The organism is Microbulbifer maximicatervae (SeqCode) (genome assembly GCF_056232625.1).
In genome coordinates this window covers 1,571,939-1,594,405 of record NZ_CP174324.1, presented here as the reverse complement: position 1 = coordinate 1,594,405, position 22,467 = coordinate 1,571,939, and the positions used below count along the sequence as shown (strand labels likewise).

The window sequence follows — 22,467 nt, the reverse complement described above, 5'->3', positions numbered from 1 at the left end:
GTGACACAACTTCTTTATTTGGCTACAGCGGGTAAAGTGGGAAGCCAGTAGTCATACTGACTTCCCCTATAGTTTACAAGCTTAGATTTTGCCATCAGCCCATTGCGCAAATGTTTTTCCCTCTTGGGCTAGCCGTTCCAGTAAAGGGGCTGGAGTCCAGTAGGTATCTCCATGCTGCTGGCGGAAAGTACATATTTTTTCATAGATTTCCTTCAAGCCGATACTGTCGGCATAGTGCATAGGTCCTCCACGATGGGGCGGAAAGCCATAACCGTAAACATATACAACGTCTATATCACTCGGACGTTGGGCTATACCTTCCTCCAGGATTTTGGCTCCTTCATTAATCAGCGCGAAAGTTAGGCGGTTTAGAATCTCCTCGTCGGAAATTTCCCGCCTTACAACCCCTTGGCTTTTAGCTTGGGCTTCAATGACTTTCAGTAATTCCGGGTCGCTGCTGCGAGAGCGAGTTTCGGGATCGTAGCGATAGTAGCCGGCTCCACTTTTCTGCCCCAGGCGGCCCATTTCAACCAGGGCATCTGCAATACAGTAGGTTTTTGGCTCTCCTCTTTCTGATTCGCTCAGGCCCTGGCGGGCCTTGTAACCGATATCCAGTCCCGCTAGATCTCCAACGGCGATAGGGCCCATAGCCATCCCCCAAGACTGCATAACCGAATCAATCTGCTCCGGGGTTGAGCCCTCGATTAAACACAGCTGCGATTCTCTGCCATAGGGGCGCAACATACGATTGCCAATAAAGCCGTAACAGTTTCCCGCTAGTACGGGAACTTTCTTGATCGTTTTAGCGAGTTGCATGGCAGTGGCAATTACATCGTCAGCACTTTGCGAGCCGCGAACCACCTCGAGTAGTTTCATTACATTGGCAGGGCTGAAAAAATGCATCCCTATAACATCTTGAGGCCTGTTGGTTGCAGCTGCGATTTGATCAATATCCTGGTAGGAAGTGTTGGTTGCAAGTATGGTACCGGGTTTGCAGGAGTGATCCAATTTGGCAAAAATTTCCTGTTTGAGCTCCATATTTTCAAATACGGCCTCAATGACCAGGTCTACATCAGCTAGGTCTGCGTAGTCAGTTGTGCCGGAAATCAATGAGAGACATTGTGTTTTTTGACCTTCGGTGAGTTTCCCTTTCTGCATGCTGATAGTGTAATTCTTGTCGATCACTGCTAGCCCTCGATTTATCGCAGCTTGATCGATTTCTACCAGTTTGACTGGAATACCGACATTGGCAAAGTTCATGGCGATGCCTCCGCCCATAGTGCCTCCACCGATAATGCCCACGCTCTTTATCTCCCTGGTGGGTAGGTCTTTTGGTAAACCTGTGACTTTGGTTGCAGTGCGCTCGGCAAAAAACAAATGCCTGAGTGCGGCCGATTGGCTGGAGAGCAGGCATTCGATAAACAAGTCGAGCTCTTTAGCAAGTCCTTGATCAAAAGGCTGATGAACTGCGGCCTCTATACAGGTAACAATATGTTGCGGTGCAAGCTGACCTCGTGATCTCTTTTCAAGGCGCTTGCGGAAATCATCAAATAACCCTTCAGGAATGCTGTCAGGATCTATTACGATGTCTCTGACTCGGCGCAGAGGAGCTTCATTTGTTATCAATTCACGGGTAAAGGCGAGGGCTCCCTCTAACAAGTCATCATCGATAACCCGGTCTATTAACTTCATACTTTTGGCTTTAGAGGCCGGTATTGGACTGCCTTTTGTGATTAATTCCAGTGCAGCGGCAACACCAGCCAAGCGTGGGGTGCGCTGGGTGCCACCGGCCCCTGGCAGTAATCCCAGTTTGACTTCTGGAAGCCCCACTTTGGCCGATGCTATTGCACAGCGGTAATGGCAGGCTAGCGCGACTTCGAATCCACCGCCGAGTGCCGTGCCGTGAATAGCGGCGATCACTGGTTTACAGGAGTTTTCTATTTCCTCAATCACTTCTGATAGGGCGGGCGCCTGTGGTGGCTTGCCAAATTCCGTAATGTCCGCACCAGCGATAAAAGTTCGGCCTTCACACACTAGCACCAGGGCTTTAGATGCATCGCCTTGAGCGTTCTTAATCGCTCCCCAAATGCCTTCACGCAAGCCGTGAGAGAGGGCGTTCACAGGAGGGTTGTTCAATCGAATTACACCGATATCGCCAATGAGTTCATAACTTACACTAGACATTGCTATCTCCAGATCTTAAGTGACAACTGTTCGGTCTCGGTTTTATTTACATCTAATCAGGTTTATATGCGTTCTATGATTACAGCGATGCCCTGGCCAATCCCGATACACATGGTGGCCAATGCATAGCGTCCGCCGGTACGTTCCAGCTGGCGCAATGCTGTCAGCAAAATACGGGCACCACTGGCCCCCAGGGGGTGACCAACGGCGATGGCACCACCATTGGGATTTACCCGTGGGTCCGCATAATCAATTTCGAGCATTTTGAGGCAGCCCATAGCCTGTGCCGCAAAAGCTTCGTTGAACTCCATTACATCCATATCCCCAAGCTCCAAGCCCGCACGGGCAAGGGCTTTACGGGTAGCCGGTACCGGGCCCAACCCCATTACCCGCGGCTCTACTCCTGCAATGGCGCTGGCGAGAATACGTGCCCTAGGCTTTAGATCTGCTGCTTGGCCAGCTTCGGCGCTACCAATAATGAGTGCCGCCGCGCCATCGTTGATGCCGGAAGCGTTGCCGGCAGTAACCACTCCATCTTCGAAAAGCGCGGGTAGGGCTTGAAGTCGCTCCAATGTTGCATTGGGGCGGGGATGTTCATCCGTATCGATAAGAAGGGCTGGCTTCTTGCGACCTTGGGGTACTTCGATGGGAATAATTTCATCGACAAAAAAGCCATCGGTACGTGCCGACTCGTATTTAGTTTGTGATGCCAATGCAAATGTATCGCACTCTTCCCGGCAAATATTCAGGTCTGATGCAATATTGTCTGCGGTCTGAGGCATGGTGTGGCTTCCATACTCAGCAACAATGTCTGGGTTGGTGAAGCGGGGTCCTAGGGTCGTATCTGCCAATACCTGATTGCGATCAAAGGCACTGTTGGCTTTGGAGAGAACCAGGGGGGCGCGACTCATTGATTCGACACCTCCCGCGATAAATAGCTCTCCTTCTGCGGCGCGAATGCAGCGAGCGGCATCTGCTATAGCGGACAAGCCGGAACCACAAAGGCGATTTACCGTTATGCCGCCAGTGGATATGGGCAATCCTGCTAGCAGGCCTGAAAATCGGGCAACGTTGCGACTGTCTTCTCCCGCCTGATTGGTATTGCCCGCAATAACATCCTCAAAATGTTGAGGGTTAAAATTATTTCTTTCAGTCAGGGTCCAGATGACATGGGCAAGCAGGTTGTCGGGCCGGATACTGGAAAGGCTGCCCCCGTGGCGGCCAAAAACACTGCGGCCGCCGTCATAAATATAGGCATGTGACATAGTGAAATTTCCGATATTGGAGTTCTAAGTGCATTGAGTCATACGGTAATTTCTTTTATTCAAACTCCAAAGCCACGGGTAAATTTTCCAGGGCTTCCTCTACAGCGGCTTTGCTGGAGGCTTGTTCAAGTTGAACTTTTGCTACCTGGCCAAGGGATGCATCGAAGTGGGCGGAAAACTTAGCGGTAATACTTTTTTCCTCTAATGCCTGGCCTACGACATATTCGGTAGCGCGATTGCGCAGAGCCGGTTTGAATACTTTGGCTACAGCAGTGAGTGGAATCTCATCAATAATTTCCACGCGCTTAGGAATGGCTGCACGCTCAGAAATTTGGCTGCGGCAATAGTCAATGAGTTGTTCTTCTGTGGGCGGGTTAGTGGATGGAAACAGGGTAACGTAAGCTACTGGAACTTCTCCGGCATAAGCATCTGGTTGACCCACTGCAACGGCAATAGCAACGGCAGGGTGACGGGATAATGGTTCTTCGATCAGAGCCGGATCTATATTGTGGCCGCCGCGAATAATTAAATCCTTGGCCCGCCCGGTTAAGAACAGGTTACCATCTCCATCGAGATATCCCATATCGCCGGTATTAAACCAGGACTTATCGACCCAGGCTTTAGCATTATCCTCTTCTGATAAGTAGCCAGAGAAAATATGTGGCCCGCGCGCGAGTACTATGCCCACCTCTCCTGTATTGCAGGTTCTAACCAGTCGGGTACCGTCTACTTCGGCAATTTTCATTTCCATATAAGGCAATCGCCGGCCGACGCTGCCTTCAGGGGCTTGCATATCGGTAGGAGGGCGAGCTAAAAGGCAGCTGGACTCCGTCATGCCGTAGCCATTACTGACAAGGACATTGAACTTCTCCTCAAAGGCATTCTTCAACCCCGTTGGCAGGGTGGAGGCTCCACAGCCAATATCTGTTAGACAGCTGATGTCATTGTCACCCACGGGAATTTGCAGCAATACACCGAGGATGGTGGGGACGGCGGCAAAGCCCTTCACCTGAAAACGCGCAACATGATGCCACCAATTTGGTAGGACATTGGGTGAGCGAAAACCAGAGGGTGTCATGATAACAATTGTGCGTCCGGCCAATAGGGTGCCAATACCCGCAACAACCGTACCGAAAATATGAAACAGCGGAAGTCCGCTCAGGGTGGCGAAGCGCCCTTTACTGGATGACGTATCAGCACTTAATTGAGCGACGAAGGCAATATTGCTGTGAGTTAAGCGGGCTATTTTAGGTCTTCCAGTAGTGCCCCCGGTGTGGAAATAACTAGCGGTTTCACTCCCCTGGATATAACGTTCACTCTTTAGATGATCGTCCGGCTGTTGGGATATAGCCGAGACAAAATTATCTGCGTGAATACCCGCTGGAACTGGAGTATTGCTAATTGGCTTTTTACTGATTAGTAACAGAGTTTTTAATGTGGGAACTTGCTCGAGAATTTGCGTTACTTTATCCCATATTTCCTCGCTAAGATCTTGGCCAAGAGTGACCAGGACTTTAGCCCTGGTGGTATTCATAATTTCGATTATATGTTCGGGTTCCAGCAACGGATTAATAGGGCTGGTAATACCTGCTGCCTGGCCTCCCCAAAGTGCAAAATGGGTTTCTGGCAAATTGGGTAGTAATAAAGTCACTGTATCGGTTGGCTCAACACCGATGGAGTGAAGAAGATTGGCAGTCTGGTGCACTCGCTGGGATAACTCGAAGAAACTTACTTTAACCGTGTCTTCGTCAGGTGCGGCCGTTGGCAGGAATTCGATGGCCGAGTCATGTTGGTAGAGGCGGGCAGATTGCCGGATTAAATCAAAAGTGCTTTCCCAGGGGTATCGCTGCGAAAGGGGGACTTTTTCATACTCCTGAATTTCAGCAAGTGACTGCAACATTGTATCGGAGGATTGAATGGGCGTGATCGACATGGGGGCTTCTCTCACTTTGGTTATTATGGTGACGACCATAGCAAAAGTGAATACAGCATTCCACTCTGCGGAATAAGGTGTTAGTGTTTTACCTATTAAGAAGTGCCTAATGCATTTTTTAATGAAAAATGGCGCAAAAAAACTTATAAAAAATAAAAAAGCGCCATGTTGTTGAGGTTTTTCCAGTTTTATTTTTCAAGCGGTTGATTTGTGTGCCTATCTGGAGTTGATTGGCGCTAGAAATACTCGGTTTTTTATTTCGATAAAGGCATTTTGTGCCAATAATTTAAATCGTTGGGATCGATTCAAAGGCAATTAAGTAACTTGTCGAGGTGAATCTGTTAAACACTAGTTCCGCCTGTACCGGGGATCTTTCAAAAGATTGCGTATTTTTGCTGCGCAAGATTGTGATAGAAGCAGTTTGTAGGAGCTGCTGTTCAATGCGCCGACTAATAAAGGAGCAGGCGAATGAATATAGATTTTTCTCCCGAAGAGTTAGCTTTTCAGCAGGAGGTCCAGCAGTTTCTCCAAGAGAAACTTCCTGAGGATATTAGAGAGAAAACCCTGAAGGAAATCCCCCTGGAGAAAGAGGATTTTGTTCGCTGGCAAAAAATACTCTATGAGCAGGGGTGGGCAGCTACGAATTGGCCGGTTGAATATGGAGGTACCGGTTGGACACCTACTCAGAAACACATTTGGGCAGACGAATGTGCTAACTATGGTGTACCAGAGTTGATTCCTTTCGGCTTAAAAATGGTTGCTCCAGTGATCTTTACCTACGGTAGTGAAGAGCAAAAGCAACGATTTCTGCCTGACATCCTGGCAAGTAATGTCTGGTGGTGTCAGGGGTATTCGGAACCAAATGCTGGCTCAGATTTAGCTTCCTTAAAAACAACAGCTGTCCGTGATGGCGATGAGTATATTGTCAACGGCACCAAGACCTGGAATACCTTGGGTCACTTTGCAGACTGGATATTTTGTTTGGTTCGTACTGGTGGGCCTCAAGTAAAGAACCAGGCTGCTATCAGCTTCTTGCTAATTGATATGAAACACCCTGGTATTACGGTTTCGCCAATTATGACCTTGGGTGGTCACCATGAAGTAAATGAAGTCCATTTCAATAATGTGAGGGTACCGGTAGAAAACCGTATTGGCGAGGAGGGGCAAGGGTGGACTTACGCCAAGGTTTTGCTAACCCACGAACGCACCGGTATTGCGCGGGTGGCAAAATCCAAGAAACGCTTACAAACGTTAAAGGATTTAGCCAAAGAGACCTGCGATGGAGAAAATAGTCTGCTTGAGAACCCGGCTTTTGCCCAAAAACTGGCCGAAGTTGAAATTGATCTCTTGGCTCTGGAGTTTACTGAACTACGTACGCTTGCGGCGGTAAGTACAGGTGGTGCCCCAGGAGCGGAATCTTCCATCCTTAAAATCAAAGGAACCGAAGTCGCTCAACTTATCGATGAACTGTATATGGAGACTGCGGGTTACTACGGAATGCCGTTTGTGAGAGAGCAGTTTAGGAGCGGGTTTGACGGAGAATGGGTGGGCCCCGGTGTTATTGCCAGCAGTGTGCCTCGTTACTTAAACAACCGTAAATCCTCAATTTATGGCGGAAGTAATGAGATTCAGAAAAATATTATCAGTAAATGGGTACTTGGCCTGTAAGTGCAGCATCTAAAGAGGACTTGAGCGATGGATTTTTCCTACAGCGAAGAGCAGCGGATGCTGCAAAGCAGTGTGAGCAAGTTTATCCAGCAGGGTTATGACTTTGACCGTCGTTGTAAAATAGTGAGTAACGATATTGGCTTCAGTAAGGAAAATTGGAAGCTATTTGCGGAACTCGGCTGGTTAATGGTGCCGTTTGGAAAGGATGATGGAGGCCTAGGAGGCTCCGCCGTAGACTTGATGGTGGTTATGGAGGAGTTCGGCCGAGGTTTAGTGGTTGAGCCTTTCCTGGCCAGTGTTGTTCTCAGTGGTGGTCTTATCGCTGACTGCGCTAGTGAGGTGCAAAAGCGAGAACTCCTGGGAATGTTAATGGAAGGCCAATTGCAATTGGCATTCGCTTTTACTGAGTCACAGAGTCGCTATAACCTTACTGATATAGCCATGACTGCGGTAAAGGATGGAGACAATTACCTTCTGAATGGACATAAAGCTGTCGTTCTAAATGGTGACGTAGCAGATAAATTCTTAGTTGCTGTGCGGACGAGCGGAGCACAGCGAGATCGTGAGGGGATCACCTTACTACTTGTCGATCCTAATACAGAAGGGCTTCAGCGGCATGGATATGCCACTGTGGATGCACACCGTGCCGCCGAAATTAAATTCAATAACGTGAAAGTACCCATAGCTAATCTGATAGGGGAAGAGGGGGCGGCTTTAGGAGCTATAGAAAAGGCTGTTGATAGAGCGACGTTGGCATTGTGTGCAGAAGCTGTTGGAGCTATGGAAAGGATCTATAAGAAGACAGTTGAGTACACTAAGACGCGGGAGCAGTTTGGTGTTCCTATTGGCAAGTTCCAGGCACTACAGCACCGCATGGTGGATATGTTTACTGAGTATGAGCAAGCGCGCTCAATATTGTTGATGGCTGCGCTACAGCTTGATAGCAATAACGGAGTTGCGCCTAAGGCGATATCCGCTGCAAAAAGCCGCATTGGTAAAGCTGCGCGGTTTATCGGTCAAGAGGCGATACAATTACATGGCGGTATAGGGGTTACTGAGGAGTTGGATGTAAGTCACTACTTTAAGCGTCTAACAACAACTCAGTACCTATTTGGCAGTACTGATTACCACACTTTACGATTTGCCAAGCTGTAAATCATAAAGTACTGACTATACGGCCAAACTCACTCTCTACTTGCCACTTTGCGAGGGCACACACATGGAAAAAGTTGTCGAGCACACCAGATCTGTGAGCATAGGTAAAGTAGAGAGTGTTTTTAAACTTCAAAAGGATGCATTTAATAGGAACCCCTACCCGAGTCTTCAGGAGCGCCTGGAAAGTTTAAAAAAATTAGAGCAATTGATCCTGGAAAACCAGAAATCCATAGCAAAGGCAATAAGCGAGGATTTTGGTAATCGTGCCATCCAGGAAACTAAAATTGCAGAGATCTATGGGTGTATCGAGGAGATTCGTTACACTCGTAAGCGCTTAAAAAAGTGGATGAAAATTCAGAAACGTCATGTGCCTTTGCTACTTCGAGGAGTAAAAAATCGCGTATTACCTCAACCAAAAGGGGTGGTTGCTATTGTTACCCCCTGGAATTACCCACTACTTCTATCTGTTGGGCCCTTGGTGAGTGCGATATCCGCAGGGAATCGCTGTATGATCAAGATGGCTGCTAACTCGCGTGCCCTTTCTGCATTATTACATCAGTTATTTAATAGATTCTTTTCAGAGGATCTGGTAGCTATTCTTCCTGGAGTGAGCGCTACGGAGTTTACAGCCCAGGCATATGATCACATGATCTTTACTGGATCTGGCAAAGTAGGAAAAGTGGTAATGCGGAGAGCTGCGGATCACCTAACTCCTGTGACACTAGAACTGGGAGGTAAGTCTCCAGCCATAATATGTGGCGACTTTGATGAAAATATTGCTGCGGAACGTATTTTGAGCTCAAAATTCTTCAATGCGGGCCAAACTTGTGTAGCTCCAGATTATTTATTGATTCCTGAAGAAAAACTTTCAGGATTCTTGGAATCGGCTAAGAGACTTGTACCCAAATGGTATCCATCTTTAAATTCAGAAGATTATACTTCGATTGTTGATGAAAAGGCGTTTAATAGGCTGAATACTTGTCTAACGGATGCTCTGGAGAAAGGGGCTACAGTTCTGCCGTTATTAGATGTTGAAAACAATAAAGGTTTGCAAAAAATTGCTCCCACCTTAGTGTTAAACCCGACAGAAGACATGAGTCTGCTACGCGAGGAGATATTTGGCCCTATTTTACCTATTCTTACGTATAGGAATCTGTCTGATACGATAGATTACATAAATAGTAAAGATAGGCCTTTAGCATTATATATTTTCAGTTCTAGCGGAGATGTTCAGGAAAAGATTATCAAAAGCACAATGTCTGGAGGTGTTTGTATCAATGACTGCGCGATGCATGTCTCCCAGGCAGACTTGCCCTTTGGTGGTATTGGGGCGAGTGGCATGGGGCAATATCACGCTTATGAGGGTTTTTTGGAATTCTCAAAATTACGACCGATCTTTACACAAGCCAAAAAGTCAGCGGCGGTGCCTTTACGACCACCTTATGGCCAAAGATTTGATAAAATTTTCAACTTTCTACTGCGTTTCAAACTGTAGCTGTACTGATTGAGAAGATCTGGAGTTTGAGTCGACTAATATCGGATTAACATAGCTTCGATATTGCCTACCAGGTTTTTCAACAGAGGAGCTACTTCATTTTCTAAGTATTCCGGGTTAAGTCTAAAAGCAGGTCCGCCAGCATTAAAAGTGTAAATATGACCTTGGCTTAAAGAGAGAGGTACCGCGATACCGTTGACATCGCGATTCCACTCGCCAAAAGAGCAGCAGAAGCCGCGCTGCTGGTAGCTGGTGACCGCTTCTTCAATACCGGCTTTGATCGTTGGCCATTGATCACCAGCTTTTTTCTCCAGGTAGCCATAAAAATATTCCCGTTCTTCTTGAGGGAGTGCTGCCAAAAAAGCTCGCCCGGAGCCGCTGGAAGCTATGGGTACGCGATTACCGATTTCATGGCGAAAAGTTGTGACATTTGCAGGAGCACAGAACTCGACAAAAATCATATCCAGCCGGTCCCGATCAGAGAGACCAACAGCGGTACCGGTAGAATTGGCTAGATCCTGCATTAAAGGCTTGGCTACCTGCCTGACTGTGAGATTTGAGACAAAAGCATAACCAAGAGCCAGGACGCCACTACCCAGCTGATATTTTTCCATTCGATCAGAGTAGGTCAGATAACCTAATTTCGTCAGGGTATAAGTCAGTCTGGAAACACTGGAGCGGGGCAGGCCAGTGCGCTGGGCGATCTCCAAATTACCCAGGAAGCCATCACCAGGTTGAAAAGCTCGGAGCACATCCAGACCACGAGCTAGAGCCTCAATAAATTTTCGATCTGGTTCGGTATCTTTTTTTCTGGGGAGGTCACTTAGGGAGACCATTGGTTTAGTCCTTCATGTTGAAGGTAAGTATACAATTTGTACTCCAAAATCTGAAGTAGGGAGTCAATATTTTAACTTCTATTCAGTTGAATACATAGATGCGACAAGCTTGATCTGACTTTAATAGCAAAATCAAGCTAAGCCTGGAGTTGCAATGGTACCTATGTCTAGAGAGGGTTAGGTAATGATGGCTACATATATGAGCTGTTGGCTCCATTGAACAAGTTGCTTTTGCTAAGTGGAAAGATCTTGTTGACTAAAATGTTGGTATAACAATAAAAACATGAACTGATCCCATGTAACTCTTAAAGGTAATCCTTTGGTAATGTTTAAGGTGTTTTTATTGTGGCATTAATGTTTAGGATTGAGCGCTTGATTGCAGAATGCGAGACACATAATCGATATTTATTTCTTCAGGTTTTTAGGGTAAGGTCGTTCGGGTGCCCATGTAGTATGAATATCTTATGGTGGTAGGTGTATACAGAACTTACGAAATAAATTTGTATTGTTTTAATTTTAGCTTAAAACGCTTGAATGGAACTTTCAGAGAATATGAATAGCTAATGATAATTCAATAAAGGTTCCGAAGTATAAAATAGTTCAGGTATAAGCAGGGCGGGCAGAGCAGGATTCCTGAGTGCGTTAAGTAAGATGAAAATTTTAAGTGGATTATAAAGCTGGGTGTTTGTTAGACTGAAAAGAGTGAGAAATACTGTGAGTGTAAGAATAACATCTAAATTACTGATTACTGATTACTGACTGCGTCTAGAGAGCCTTCCGTATAATGATAGCTTGAAGATATTTGGTCAGGTAATACTATTTATGTTAAAAAGTATTTTATCACATTATATGTAATGGGTTAGCGTCACAACACACTCAAAGGGATAGTGAAGATTGCTTTCTTGGAGGTCTTAATACAAAAAACTGTCACCATAAATACAAAAGTTAGAGGTAGATGCTAGTCTCTAGTAAAGATAAATAATGCGAAGCTCTCAAGCTCTCTCGCTGAAAATGTCATGTTTGGTTTCTAATCTACTCTAATTTTTCACCTCTGAGGTTGAGTTAAGGGTGTGATCTAATGGAAGGGAAAGAAGAGATTTATTGATCTTTAATGGGCGGTGTAATTCATCGGCTATCTATATTTTTTAAAAGTCTAGATGCCTTCAAGTACTAATCTGCAGATCGTGAATTTACTTCCATATTCATTGAAATGCCTTATGTTAATTTGAGTTGTAATTTAGAGGTCTGCAAGGCATTCAATTACGTTCACTTCTTTATTAGGAATTATAGTGGCACTTTTATGGGCGCTTTTAAAATTATTAGGGTTGTAAGTCAAGCTTGCACCTGATTGGTTTTGTGTAAGTTCCCTTGGGAATTTTGTATTATTTTGATGAGCGTTGCGTTGTAAGTTGGGGCTACTTTCTTGTAAGTGGCATTTGATTTGGTAGATTTGCAGTAGATTCTCTATTATCTTGAGCTCCACTTGTTACACTTGTTACATCTCTGCTTGGATTGCTGATTTTTAACAAAAAACTATTGAAAGTAAATGGTTTTCTGAGTTTTAGATTTCCAAAATCTAATTTTTGTACCAATTATGTTTTAATGGTTTTGGTGTTTTTAATTGTAATTGGCTTTTTGGTTATGTTAGCTTTTTCATAGCTTATATTTGTGTGGGATGAATTTTCCGCCCATTTAGTAATAGTGTATTCAAAGGGTGGGCGATACACTTGTTGCTGATTAGCTAAATGTAGTTATATGTGTGGTATGGTGTTTTTTCGAGTCATGCTATTTCTATGCGCGAGTGATTACGTTTGATTAATCTGAGAAATTAGAATGAAAGATACAGTGTTGTTTAGAGGGTTTTCTAGAGTTGTCTTTTGTGTGTTTTTCTTATTATCGTTTTCAGATTATTGCCTCGCCAATATTACATGGTATGAACATGGCGGGAAAATAAATTTGTCCGTTTCTCCTTCGGGTACCACCAAGTCAGGCTCTTTTACATTGAAAGGGAAGTCTGACTTGGAGTATGGATGGATTGGACTTGGTGCGCCGTTACCTCCACCTTTAGGAAGTGGGAACTGCCATCTATATGAGAGTAAAGACGCTGGAACGACTTGGGATCAAATATCTAGTAATGAATGCAACTCCAATTTAGGTAAAATAGGTGCTTTAGAGTTCTTTAATAAGACTCTAATCAGAGGTAATGGTGATTATCAATATAGATTGCAAGTTATAACTGGGTGCAATTCCTATGGGGGATGTGCTGGCTGGCGTCAAACAGTGTCAATTACAGTTAATACTCTAGTTAAGCCAGCGAAAGCAGTAATATCTGATGTTCCAACCGAAAAAGAAGCAGCCAGTGGAATATATACGTTAGGATGGAGCAAGCCTTCTGGAGATGTAAGTAAATATATTTTAGAGGAAAAAGTTGGTAGTTCTGGAACTTACAGCTCCGTAGCTCTTGATACGCCGACTGCACTTTCATATACAACGAATACGGCCAGAGCTAAAGGGAAGACTTATTATTATAAGCTAAAAGCTTGCAATGAAATAGAATGTGCCGATAGCTGGAGTAGTGAGGTTTTCGTCAAAGTTCGTACAAATGAAAATCCTACTATTTCTCTATTAGATTCTCCACACGGTGAAACCCATCGGCCAGACCAGCTGCCTACCCTTTATGCACAAGCTTCTGATTATAATGGAATTAAAGAAGTAAATTTTTATAGGGATAATGGGAGTGGCTCTGGGGAATATTGGGTGGGTAAAGCTACCAAAGATAATAATAAATGCTCTGATTGCTTTAGGGTAAATTGGAATTCAAGCCCTAAAAGTAATTCGGTAAAACTTTGGGCGGAAGCGGAAGATAGTTTAGGAGCAAAAAAAACTACATCCAAAATATCTGTAGCAGTTTTAGATAATACAGCCCCATCAGCTTGGTTAGATTCTCCTCCTTCAACCATCGTACAGTTTGATAATGTGACCTTAACTGCACATGCTCTAGATGATGATGGAACAGTAGATTCAGTGGAGTTCTTGCTCGATGATGCTATTTTAGGGTTAGATAAAACAGCTCCTTATGAGTTAGTGGGTTGGACGCCTGACTACTCTGGAAATTTTCAGTTGCAAGTAAGAGTGACTGATAATGAGGGCTTAAGCGCGAAATCGAACGGAAGCCCATTAACGATCCTAGCTTTAGCCCCTCCGCAAGCTCCTTCAATGTTAACAGTTGACGAAGAAATTGCGCCTATTCCAGATAATACTACAGGCAACTTTGAATTAGAGTGGAATCTGCCGGAAGGTGCAGAGTACTTTCGTTTACAACAATTACAGCAAGGTATTGATAGCGATTTTCAAGAAGTCTCCCTTTCTAACAATAAACTCCCCGGACATTATTTTTCAAACATGGCTGCCGGTGATTATAGGTTTCGGGTTTTTGCATGTAATAGAGCGGATTGCAGTGACCAAGCAAGTCCTGAAATTAGTGTATCTGTTGTTAAAGAAGAGCCGCGCTCACCTGCTGGATTAATTGCTACTCCTTACAAAGGAGCGCAAGTTTTTACAGGCAATTACGAGTTAAGTTGGAATGTATGGGATTCTAGTGGTGGCGATATACAGCCAAAGTATTATCTGCTTCAGGAAAAAAATGGAGGTCCAGAAGATCCAACTGACTGGGTAACAGTGAGTAATAACAGCATAAATAATAATTATACGGTGATAGATAAACAGCCGGGTGTATATAGCTACAGAGTAAAAGCATGTAATGCGGTTGGATGTAGTGATTCCAGCCAGATAGTTTCTTTGACCGTGTTGTCCCCAAGGTTGACTGGAGCTGCCCTCTCTTGTGATGATTCTTGTATAGAAATCTTAGGACTAGGGATTGACCCTGAAGCATCGCTTGTGCTTTCTGGTATCCATAATCCAAGTATTGAGCAGACGTTATCTTTCTCTGATTTCGACAGTATTTCTTCTTCTAGAGTTAAAATGGAACTATCTCCAAACAGTGACATTTACAAAGCTCTTTTTGAATTGGGTGTGAGGGCGTCAATAGTAAATCCAAACAGTAGCCGTGCCGGTATCACTATCTATGGGAATAGAGCCACGGAAATCATTGGGGAAACACAATCAGCCCCAGCACTTGGGAAAGATGGAACCCTTTATGTTGGTGCGGAAAATAATCTATTTGCCTTAAGTTCGATAGACGGTAGTGTTCTGCCCGCATGGCCATTTGAGACCGGTGGAATTATTAAGGCAACACCACGGGTTGATGGTATTGATGGAACTATTTACGTCGGATCGCTTGATCATAGCTTATACGCGATAACTCCTGATGCTAATCAGAAATGGAGATTAGGTACTGGAGGTGAAGTCATTTCATCAGTAGTAATTGATGAAGAAAGAAATCTGTACTTTGGGTCAATGGATGGATTTCTATACGCAGTTAATGCCCCGAATGGCTCGATTAAATGGACCTATCCAGCAGGTTCAGGAATTGCTGAAACCCCCGTTCTCGCGGGTGGAGATTTGATATATTTTACTACGGTTGATGACAGTCAGATCTATGCGCTTCCGCGTAATAACTCAGGTACGGGAAAAATTATTTGGGAAAGTGTTGATGATAGCTTGCTATGGGAGGAAATCGGAGATTGGTATCCAGACTTTTCAAAGAAAGCAGAATTCCTGGCTGTTGCTAGATTGTATCGTGGGCTGTTACAACCCCCTTTGCCGTTAGACAAGAAGGTATTAACTTTTTGGACTTATCAGCTAGTAGGTAAATCTGTCAGCAAAGTTGATATCGCGGAAGCGTTTCTTAATTCCAATACTGGTAAGAGTAATTTCCCTCAAACGCAAAGCAATGAACGTTTCTTAGAATCGTTATATGAACGGATATTTCCCGGTCAATTTCAACCGAACTTCTTGTGGGGGGGGATCTCTTACAGTCAACAAATGCTCCTTGATATGTTAGCAAGTGGGTACTCAAGGGGACAGGTAGCGACTTTATTTACTCAGTCAACGGAATATACCGCCCAAACCAGCCAATTTTTGGGGCTGAGCTTTGATTATTTATATGATCAAGACTATAGCTGGGCAGTAACTGAATGTGATGATGGAGATGAGTATACACGGGATTGTGATGGCGATGGATTACCGGATTGGTGGGAAATCCTTTTCCTTGGCACCACGGAATATGATCCTAGTGATGATCCAGATGGAGATTTCGTAACAATTGGTGACGCGTTTGACCGAAACCTAAGCCCCTGCGCAGCCGGTTGTTACAATGGTATTCCTGATGAGCCACCGTTGCCTGCTGAGGCTCCCGCAATCAGTACTGTCGAGTTGAGAGACTCACAATCAATAGGCTTTCTTGCTGGCGATTTTAAAGTCAGTGAGACTGGCGCATCTACTTACTCTATCCCCATAGAGCTTCCCGTTGGAACAGCCGGTGTGACCCCTGAATTGGCACTCTCTTATTCCAGCCAACGAGGCAACGGTTTAGTAGGACAAGGCTGGAATATTGATGGCCTGTCATCAATTACTCGTTGCCGACAAACATTGTCTCAAGATCAGAAAAATAGTGGGATATCCTGGGGACAAGATGATCGATTTTGTTTAGATGGAGCAAGATTAATACTTGTTTCAGATCATACTTATGGAGAGCCTAAATCCCAATATAGAACTGAGATTGATACCTATGTATTGATAACGGCCCATGGGGGTATTACTGGAAGCCCTCTTTACTTCACTGTTGAGGGTAAAGATGGGTCTATAAGATATTATGGGCATGGAAATAAATCTCATCAAGAATATAGTGGACTTGGAACGTTGAGTTGGATGGTGAGTCGTTTTGAGGATAGCGCTGGGAATGGGATTGATTACATATATGCTACAGATAAAGGCCATCGTATTCGTGAAATACAGTATGCTTTTGCAGGAGGAGGGTTGCCTGAAGCACGAGTAGCATTTGAATATGAAGATAGAATGGATGTGGTTAATGGGTATTACGCTGGAGCATACTTTTCTAGTGAAAAACGTTTAACTGAAATTAGTATATTGGGATCTAATGGGGAATCTTTATTTAGTTATGAATTAGAGTATTTAGATACAGGACATGATTATTTAAGTAGAGTGGAACGAATTAGGAAGTGTTCGAGTGGGTTTTGCCTGCCGGATACTGTTTTTGATTGGCACCTATTAAATAGGGACTTTGACCCAGATTATTCAAGAGCAATCACACTAAGTAGCCAACGAGATCGTACGGCACTATCACCTCGCCCATCCGATATAAACGGTGATGGGAATATGGATATAATTTGGCAGGAGCCAGACTGGGATGATGATGGAAGAATTCACGATCAGTATTTTAAATATGTTCTTAGTGATGGTAATGGATATGGAAGTGAGAAGTTAGCCTTCAAGTATGGAGAGGATCTATCTAGCCCATATCAGTGGGAGATGATTGATTACAACGCAGATGGCCGTTCGGATTTGGCTATCTATGTTCGAGAGCGCGGTCATTGGGTACTCCATATCAGCCAGGCCGACTCGATAAGTGGTGAATGGAGCTTACCTCCTTCGTCATTGCAGCCATTAGAACTTCCTATAACGGAGGAAAATACTCGCTTTATTGACATTAATGGAGATGGATTGGTTGATGCGGTTAGCGCAAGTGGATATCGGCTTTTACAGCGGGACACAAGTGCATCTGAGTCATCAAGAATCTTCTATCATTTCGGCGATCATGTTGACTGGAGCATAGTTGGCCTCGAATCTTGGTCAGGGATTGATGAAACTCGAGAAAGCACTTCACTTTATTTGGATCCGCAGGCATTGGGTGACTTTGATGCAGACGGACAAGTAGATCTGGTGCTGGTTAATACCAAACAAAAGTGGGATTCGGTAATTGACCCGATTACACGAGAAACACCAGAGCTAGAGTCGGTGCATGCTCGTTTCTACCTGGCGCTAGTTAAAGATAGCAAATTAATACTGAATCAAAAGTTATTTGATTTTCAGCAGTCTGATGGTTTTAAAGGGGATAGTAGAAAATTTGAGGCTTTGCCAAATGAAAGGCATGGGCATCTTAATAAATCCATGCAAACTGTCGACATTAATTCAGATGGGATCGTTGATTTATTTATTCGGGACGAAAATCAAGTTTCGTATCAACTAAATACCGGTATTGATTTTGGGGGATACGTCAGCTTAGGGAGTTATGAGCAAGAGGATGATTTTAATTGGTTTGATTTTGAGGGCGACGGAGATCTGGATTTAATTATCAGGCAGCCAGGAAAATATATGGGGAGCTTATATTTGAGGCGCTGGGAGGAAAGGTCAAACAAGTATTTAAGCCCAGAGACATTTAAACATTCATATATATTTCCGGAAGGAAAGGATTTCTTCGTAGATATGAATGGTGATGGCGTTACTGATCATGCCGAGTTCTTGGGTAATATTCTTCATTTGTACTTGTCGCCAAATAGTAAGGTGGCACCAAATGTTATTAATGAAATCACCAATGGGCTTGGAGCAAAAACCACGATTGAATATAGCTCTACATCTTCGAGTGCACACTATGCTCAGTTAGCAATTGGAACTCAGTTAGATAATTACTGTGATGAAGAAAGTAATAATTCTACTATTACTAAGGACTGGTGTTTAACGTATAAAGCATCAGATCTCAACGGTTTTTACACGGCTACTAACGGCGATTGGAGTGAAGGTAATACACTTGGGAGATCTTCTGTGGTTATGGATATGAAGGGCCCCCAATTCCTAGTCACTCGTGTAGAAAGTACGGCTCCAGCCGCCGGTAGTAGTCCGGGTCTGGTCGATATTACAGCAACTAGCGCTGTTAGCTATTTTTATGGTCGGGGGCGAATGCAAGCGGGTGGGCGAGGCTATCTTGGCTTTGAAAAAGTGCAAACGCTAGATGAGCAGTCTGGTGTTACGACCACAACGACTTATCGTCAGGACTTCCCGTATATCGGTTATCCGGTTTTTACGGAGCAGCGTACGCGGGAAGGTATGTTGATGAGTGAAGCAAAAAATAACTGGAATCTTAATGGATGGCAGTCAAATTGGCCGCAGATTTCAATATCCAATGGCACAGCTGCTCTTGGAGCCTTACAGCCTTATATTTCTGAAAGTATAGAAAAGGTTTATGAGTTCAAAAACAACGGTCAGGTACAAGGGCAGCTTCTAAAAACAGTAACTACCGTAAATGAACAGGATGAGCATGGCAATGCCAAGCGTATCTATGTTGTTATCGATGCGCCTAGCGGGAATAATTTTTCAACAGAAACATTAAATGAGTATGGTGAAGGCCAGGAGATTAGCTTTAATAACCCTGATCACAACCTTAGTAGTTATGCTGAATTAGGGCGTCTTACCAAGACAGAAGTTATTCATAGTCGAGTTGAAGCTGGTGAATCTCATCAGGCGACACGTAAGAGTATTTTTACTTATTATGATAGCGGTAGTGAGGCGGGGCTACTGCGAAGCGAAGTAGTTGAGCCAGATAATGGTGGTTTTGATTCATTGGATTTACGACTAACTAAAAATTACAAGTATGATCATTATGGTAATAAGATTCTGGTCGAGCAAATCGCAGATAACGAAGAGAGCCGCCTGCAACGGTGGATTTACGATAATGGACGTTTTATAGATCGAGAAGAAAATAGTTACGGCCAGACGATCATGACTGTGCTTGAACGTAATAGTATTGGTCAACCAACGCTGATTACAGATATCACTGGAATAGACACGTTTCTTTCCTATGATGCTTTTGGGCGTCAAATTCTAGAATACAATACAGCGGGTGCCCACAAAATTAACCTGCTTGCTCCAGCGGGGGCGCAGTGCCCGACTAGCGCCGTGTATCAGGCTATTGAGCGTGTAGCGGGTGGTGGGCAATCTATTGTATGTTTCGATAGTCTCACTCGAGAAGTACGCAAAGCTAATATTGGTTTTAATGGTGCCTGGAACTATATAGATACTGAGTACGACAAGCTGGGGCGTGTCCAGCATAAATCAGAGCCCTACCAATCTGGTAGTGCGAGTTACTGGACAACGCAGTTTTATGACTTATCCGGAAAGGTGATAGGTTCAAATCTGCCAGGCATTAGTAGTTCAAATGGCACAACTTATGACTTGGCAATGCTATATGATGGCTATACCGCGATTACTATAAATCCTAAAGGCCAGGTTCACCGAGCGACAAGTAATGCGGTTGGAGAAACCGTTCGAGTAGAAGACAATCTTGGGAATGTACAAGTATTCAAGCATGACGCCCAAGGTAACCAGCGATTTGTAGTAAACCATGGTAATAGTTCGCGAAATATAGTCACGGAGATTGAGTATGACCTGCTAGGTCGTAAGGTATTAATGTCCGACCCGGATAAAGGTATCTGGTCCTATCGTTATAATGCGTTTGGTGATTTGGTTCAGCAGACAAATGCAGAAGATCAAGGGGTGGTAAATCACTATGATCGTCTTGGACGCTTGATCGAACGAGTTGATATAGATGCTAACGGAAATCCAGTCGAAACCACTCAGTGGCGCTACAATAATAATTTACAAGCAGATGAATACGGTACTCCACCGACAGCAATGAGGGAAGTAGAAGCTTTTAATTCTGGCTACATCAAGTTATATGGCTACGATAATCTAGGTCGACCTAACGAGACAATAACTAGTTTTGCGGAAGGAGATGATTATTTCGAGAAAAGTAATTACGACCAATATGGTCGAGCTTTCCAGATATTTGATGCTGGCGGTGTTGGCAACTGGGAAAGTAGTGCAATTCAGCATAAGTATAACGAGTACGGTTATCTCGAACAGGTTGTAGATGCTGAGCAGTTAAATCTTGCCACTGCTGAAGAGTTTTATACGGTACTTAAAATGGATGCTCGGGGAAATGTGACCGAGTACGTGACAGGTAATGGAGTTATTACAGAGAAGACGTTTGCCCCAGACACTGGGCGTCTTACCAACCAAGTTGCGCATATTCTCGGGGTTCAAACTATTCAGGACCTCACATATTTTTGGGATGATTTAAGCAACCTTAAATACCGTGAGGACCGTAGTGGCGATAAAAATCTGCGTGAAGATTTTGTTTACGATGAATTGAATAGACTGAAACAATCCCAAGTCAGTGGGCGGGATACGCTGGAAATGGAATATGACGATTTGGGAAATATTATCTATAAGTCAGATGTTGGCGAGTATCGTTACGGCAATGAATGTTCTCAAGCTTTTGGACCTAACGCAGTGTGTGAAACTACGGATGGGGTCAGCTACGAATATAATCGAAATGGTAGCATGATCAGTGACTCTAGTGGACTTTCATTAAGGTACACCACTTTTGATAAGCCTTCGGAAATCACCAAGGATGGTCATAAAATTGAGTTTTTGTATGGTCCAGAGCGTAAGCGTTACCTTCGCAAGGATATCGCTAAGAATGGGCAAATTACTGAAACCCGTTATATCGGTAATGTTGAGAAAGTCACTCAAGGAGGTAATACCGAAATCAAGCGTTATTTGCCTGGCGGTGCACTGGTAACGATATCTTCTACGGGACGCCAGAGTCGCTACATTCACAAGGATCACCTTGGGTCTCTCGATGTAATTACTGATAGCTTGGGACAGATTGCAGAGGATGAAAATGGAAACAAACAGCAATTTAGTTTTGACGCCTGGGGCCAGCGCCGGAGCGCATTGGATTGGGGAACTCTATTGAGTTCTGAGCTTACTGGTTTTGCTACAGAGATAACGACTCGCGGTTTTACCGGCCATGAAATGCTGGATCAAGTTGGTCTAATCCACATGAATGGTCGTATATACGATCCACGTTTAGCAAAATTTCTACAAGCAGATCCCTTTGTGCAAGAACCGAATTATAGCCAATCCCATAATCGTTACGCTTATACTTGGAATAATCCATTAAATGCGACTGACCCAAGTGGATACGTAGTGCAAATGTTTGCGGCAGCTATGCTGGTTGCTTTTAAGGCAAAATCACTTTGGGTTATTGCCGTTGTGATGGGGGCAGCTGCATTTACAGATGCCATGCTGCAGGGGGCCAGTTTTAAAGATGCTGTGAAAAGTGGTCTTATTGCGGGGGTTTCTGCAGCGGCTTTTGCAGGTATCGGTCAGGGTCTTCAAGCTAATTATGGTGGGAAATTTGCCGCTGGATTAACTAAGGAAGGCTTTGCACTAAAAGTTGCCCTTCATGGCTTGACAGGCGGTGTGATGGCTGAACTTCAAGGTGGGAGTTTTGGTCATGGGTTTGCTGCTGCTGGTTTTACAGCTTTAGCAAGTAGCTTTAATAATTCTAAATTTATAGGCGGTGGTGGCTTTAGTTGGACTCGAGTTGCTATTGGATCTGTTATTGGCGGTACAGTATCTAAGATTTCTGGAGGTAAGTTTGCAAATGGCGCTGTTACTGGCGCATTCAGTCAAGCATTTAATAATGAAATGTCTGAGGAAGTTTCCCAAAAGACTGAGCTTCAGATGCGAGTTGATGAAATAGCTGAAGCTATTGGTTTATCTGATACTGAATTTGATGTGAAGTTTGCAAGTGTCTCTGAAATTAAGGAGGCTACAAAAGGCGAAGAAGCTTGGGGGACCGTAAATAGTGAAGGTACTATCCTGATAGATGAGTCTTTGTCTAATAAGATGGATGGTACTCGATTCACCCAGACGTTGGCGGAGGAAATGGTTCATGTTGTGCAGATTCGTTCGGGGTACTGGTGGCGTGTGGATACAAATGTTCGAAGATTTGCAATGGAGTCTGAAGCAACTGGCTGGGTTATAGAGAAAAGTGCCGCCCTAAGGTTGAGAGTGAGAAGCCGAGACTTTAGGGAGTACAAGCGAACCCATAGAAAGTGGACAAGAAAATGGCGAAATGAGGTTTATTAGCTATGCGGATAAGCC

General features: G+C 44.3%; 8 protein-coding genes. 4 read left to right on the top strand and 4 right to left on the bottom strand.

Annotation, left to right across the window (positions count from 1 at the left end; translation table 11 throughout):
* Positions 1–81 precede the first annotated feature (81 nt).
* The 3 genes from ACJJI6_RS06835 to ACJJI6_RS06825 form a co-directional block, all read right to left on the bottom strand.
* Positions 82–2,184: a 3-hydroxyacyl-CoA dehydrogenase NAD-binding domain-containing protein gene (locus ACJJI6_RS06835; protein WP_475712914.1), complete on the bottom strand. Its 2,103-nt coding sequence runs from the start codon at positions 2,182–2,184 to the stop codon at positions 82–84.
* Between the two features lie 62 nt (positions 2,185–2,246).
* On the bottom strand, positions 2,247–3,449 hold the full coding sequence (locus ACJJI6_RS06830) for a 3-oxoadipyl-CoA thiolase (protein ID WP_475712913.1): 1,203 nt from the start codon (positions 3,447–3,449) through the stop codon (positions 2,247–2,249).
* Between the two features lie 55 nt (positions 3,450–3,504).
* Positions 3,505–5,382, bottom strand: coding sequence for an acyl-CoA synthetase (locus ACJJI6_RS06825; protein WP_475712912.1), 1,878 nt, complete (start codon positions 5,380–5,382; stop codon positions 3,505–3,507).
* Positions 5,383–5,850: 468 nt separating this feature from the next.
* Between ACJJI6_RS06825 and ACJJI6_RS06820 the strand changes: the two genes are divergently transcribed.
* From ACJJI6_RS06820 to ACJJI6_RS06810, 3 genes are all read left to right on the top strand, one after another.
* Positions 5,851–7,050 (top strand): acyl-CoA dehydrogenase family protein, encoded by a 1,200-nt coding sequence (locus ACJJI6_RS06820; protein ID WP_445364085.1) that lies wholly within the window; start codon positions 5,851–5,853, stop codon positions 7,048–7,050.
* A 27-nt stretch (positions 7,051–7,077) separates the two neighbouring features.
* On the top strand, positions 7,078–8,205 hold the full coding sequence (locus ACJJI6_RS06815; RefSeq protein ID WP_475712911.1) for an acyl-CoA dehydrogenase family protein: 1,128 nt from the start codon (positions 7,078–7,080) through the stop codon (positions 8,203–8,205).
* A gap of 64 nt (positions 8,206–8,269) precedes the next feature.
* Positions 8,270–9,700 (top strand): coniferyl aldehyde dehydrogenase, encoded by a 1,431-nt coding sequence (locus ACJJI6_RS06810; protein ID WP_475712910.1) that lies wholly within the window; start codon positions 8,270–8,272, stop codon positions 9,698–9,700.
* Between the two features lie 35 nt (positions 9,701–9,735).
* Here ACJJI6_RS06810 and ACJJI6_RS06805 read toward each other — a convergent pair whose 3' ends face one another.
* A complete protein-coding gene (locus ACJJI6_RS06805) occupies positions 9,736–10,536 on the bottom strand; it encodes an IclR family transcriptional regulator (RefSeq protein ID WP_413662238.1) in 801 nt (266 codons plus the stop codon).
* 1,833 nt (positions 10,537–12,369) lie between these two features.
* Here ACJJI6_RS06805 and ACJJI6_RS06800 point away from each other — a divergent pair.
* Positions 12,370–22,452, top strand: coding sequence for an RHS repeat-associated core domain-containing protein (locus ACJJI6_RS06800; protein WP_475712909.1), 10,083 nt, complete (start codon positions 12,370–12,372; stop codon positions 22,450–22,452).
* Positions 22,453–22,467: the final 15 nt, after the last annotated feature.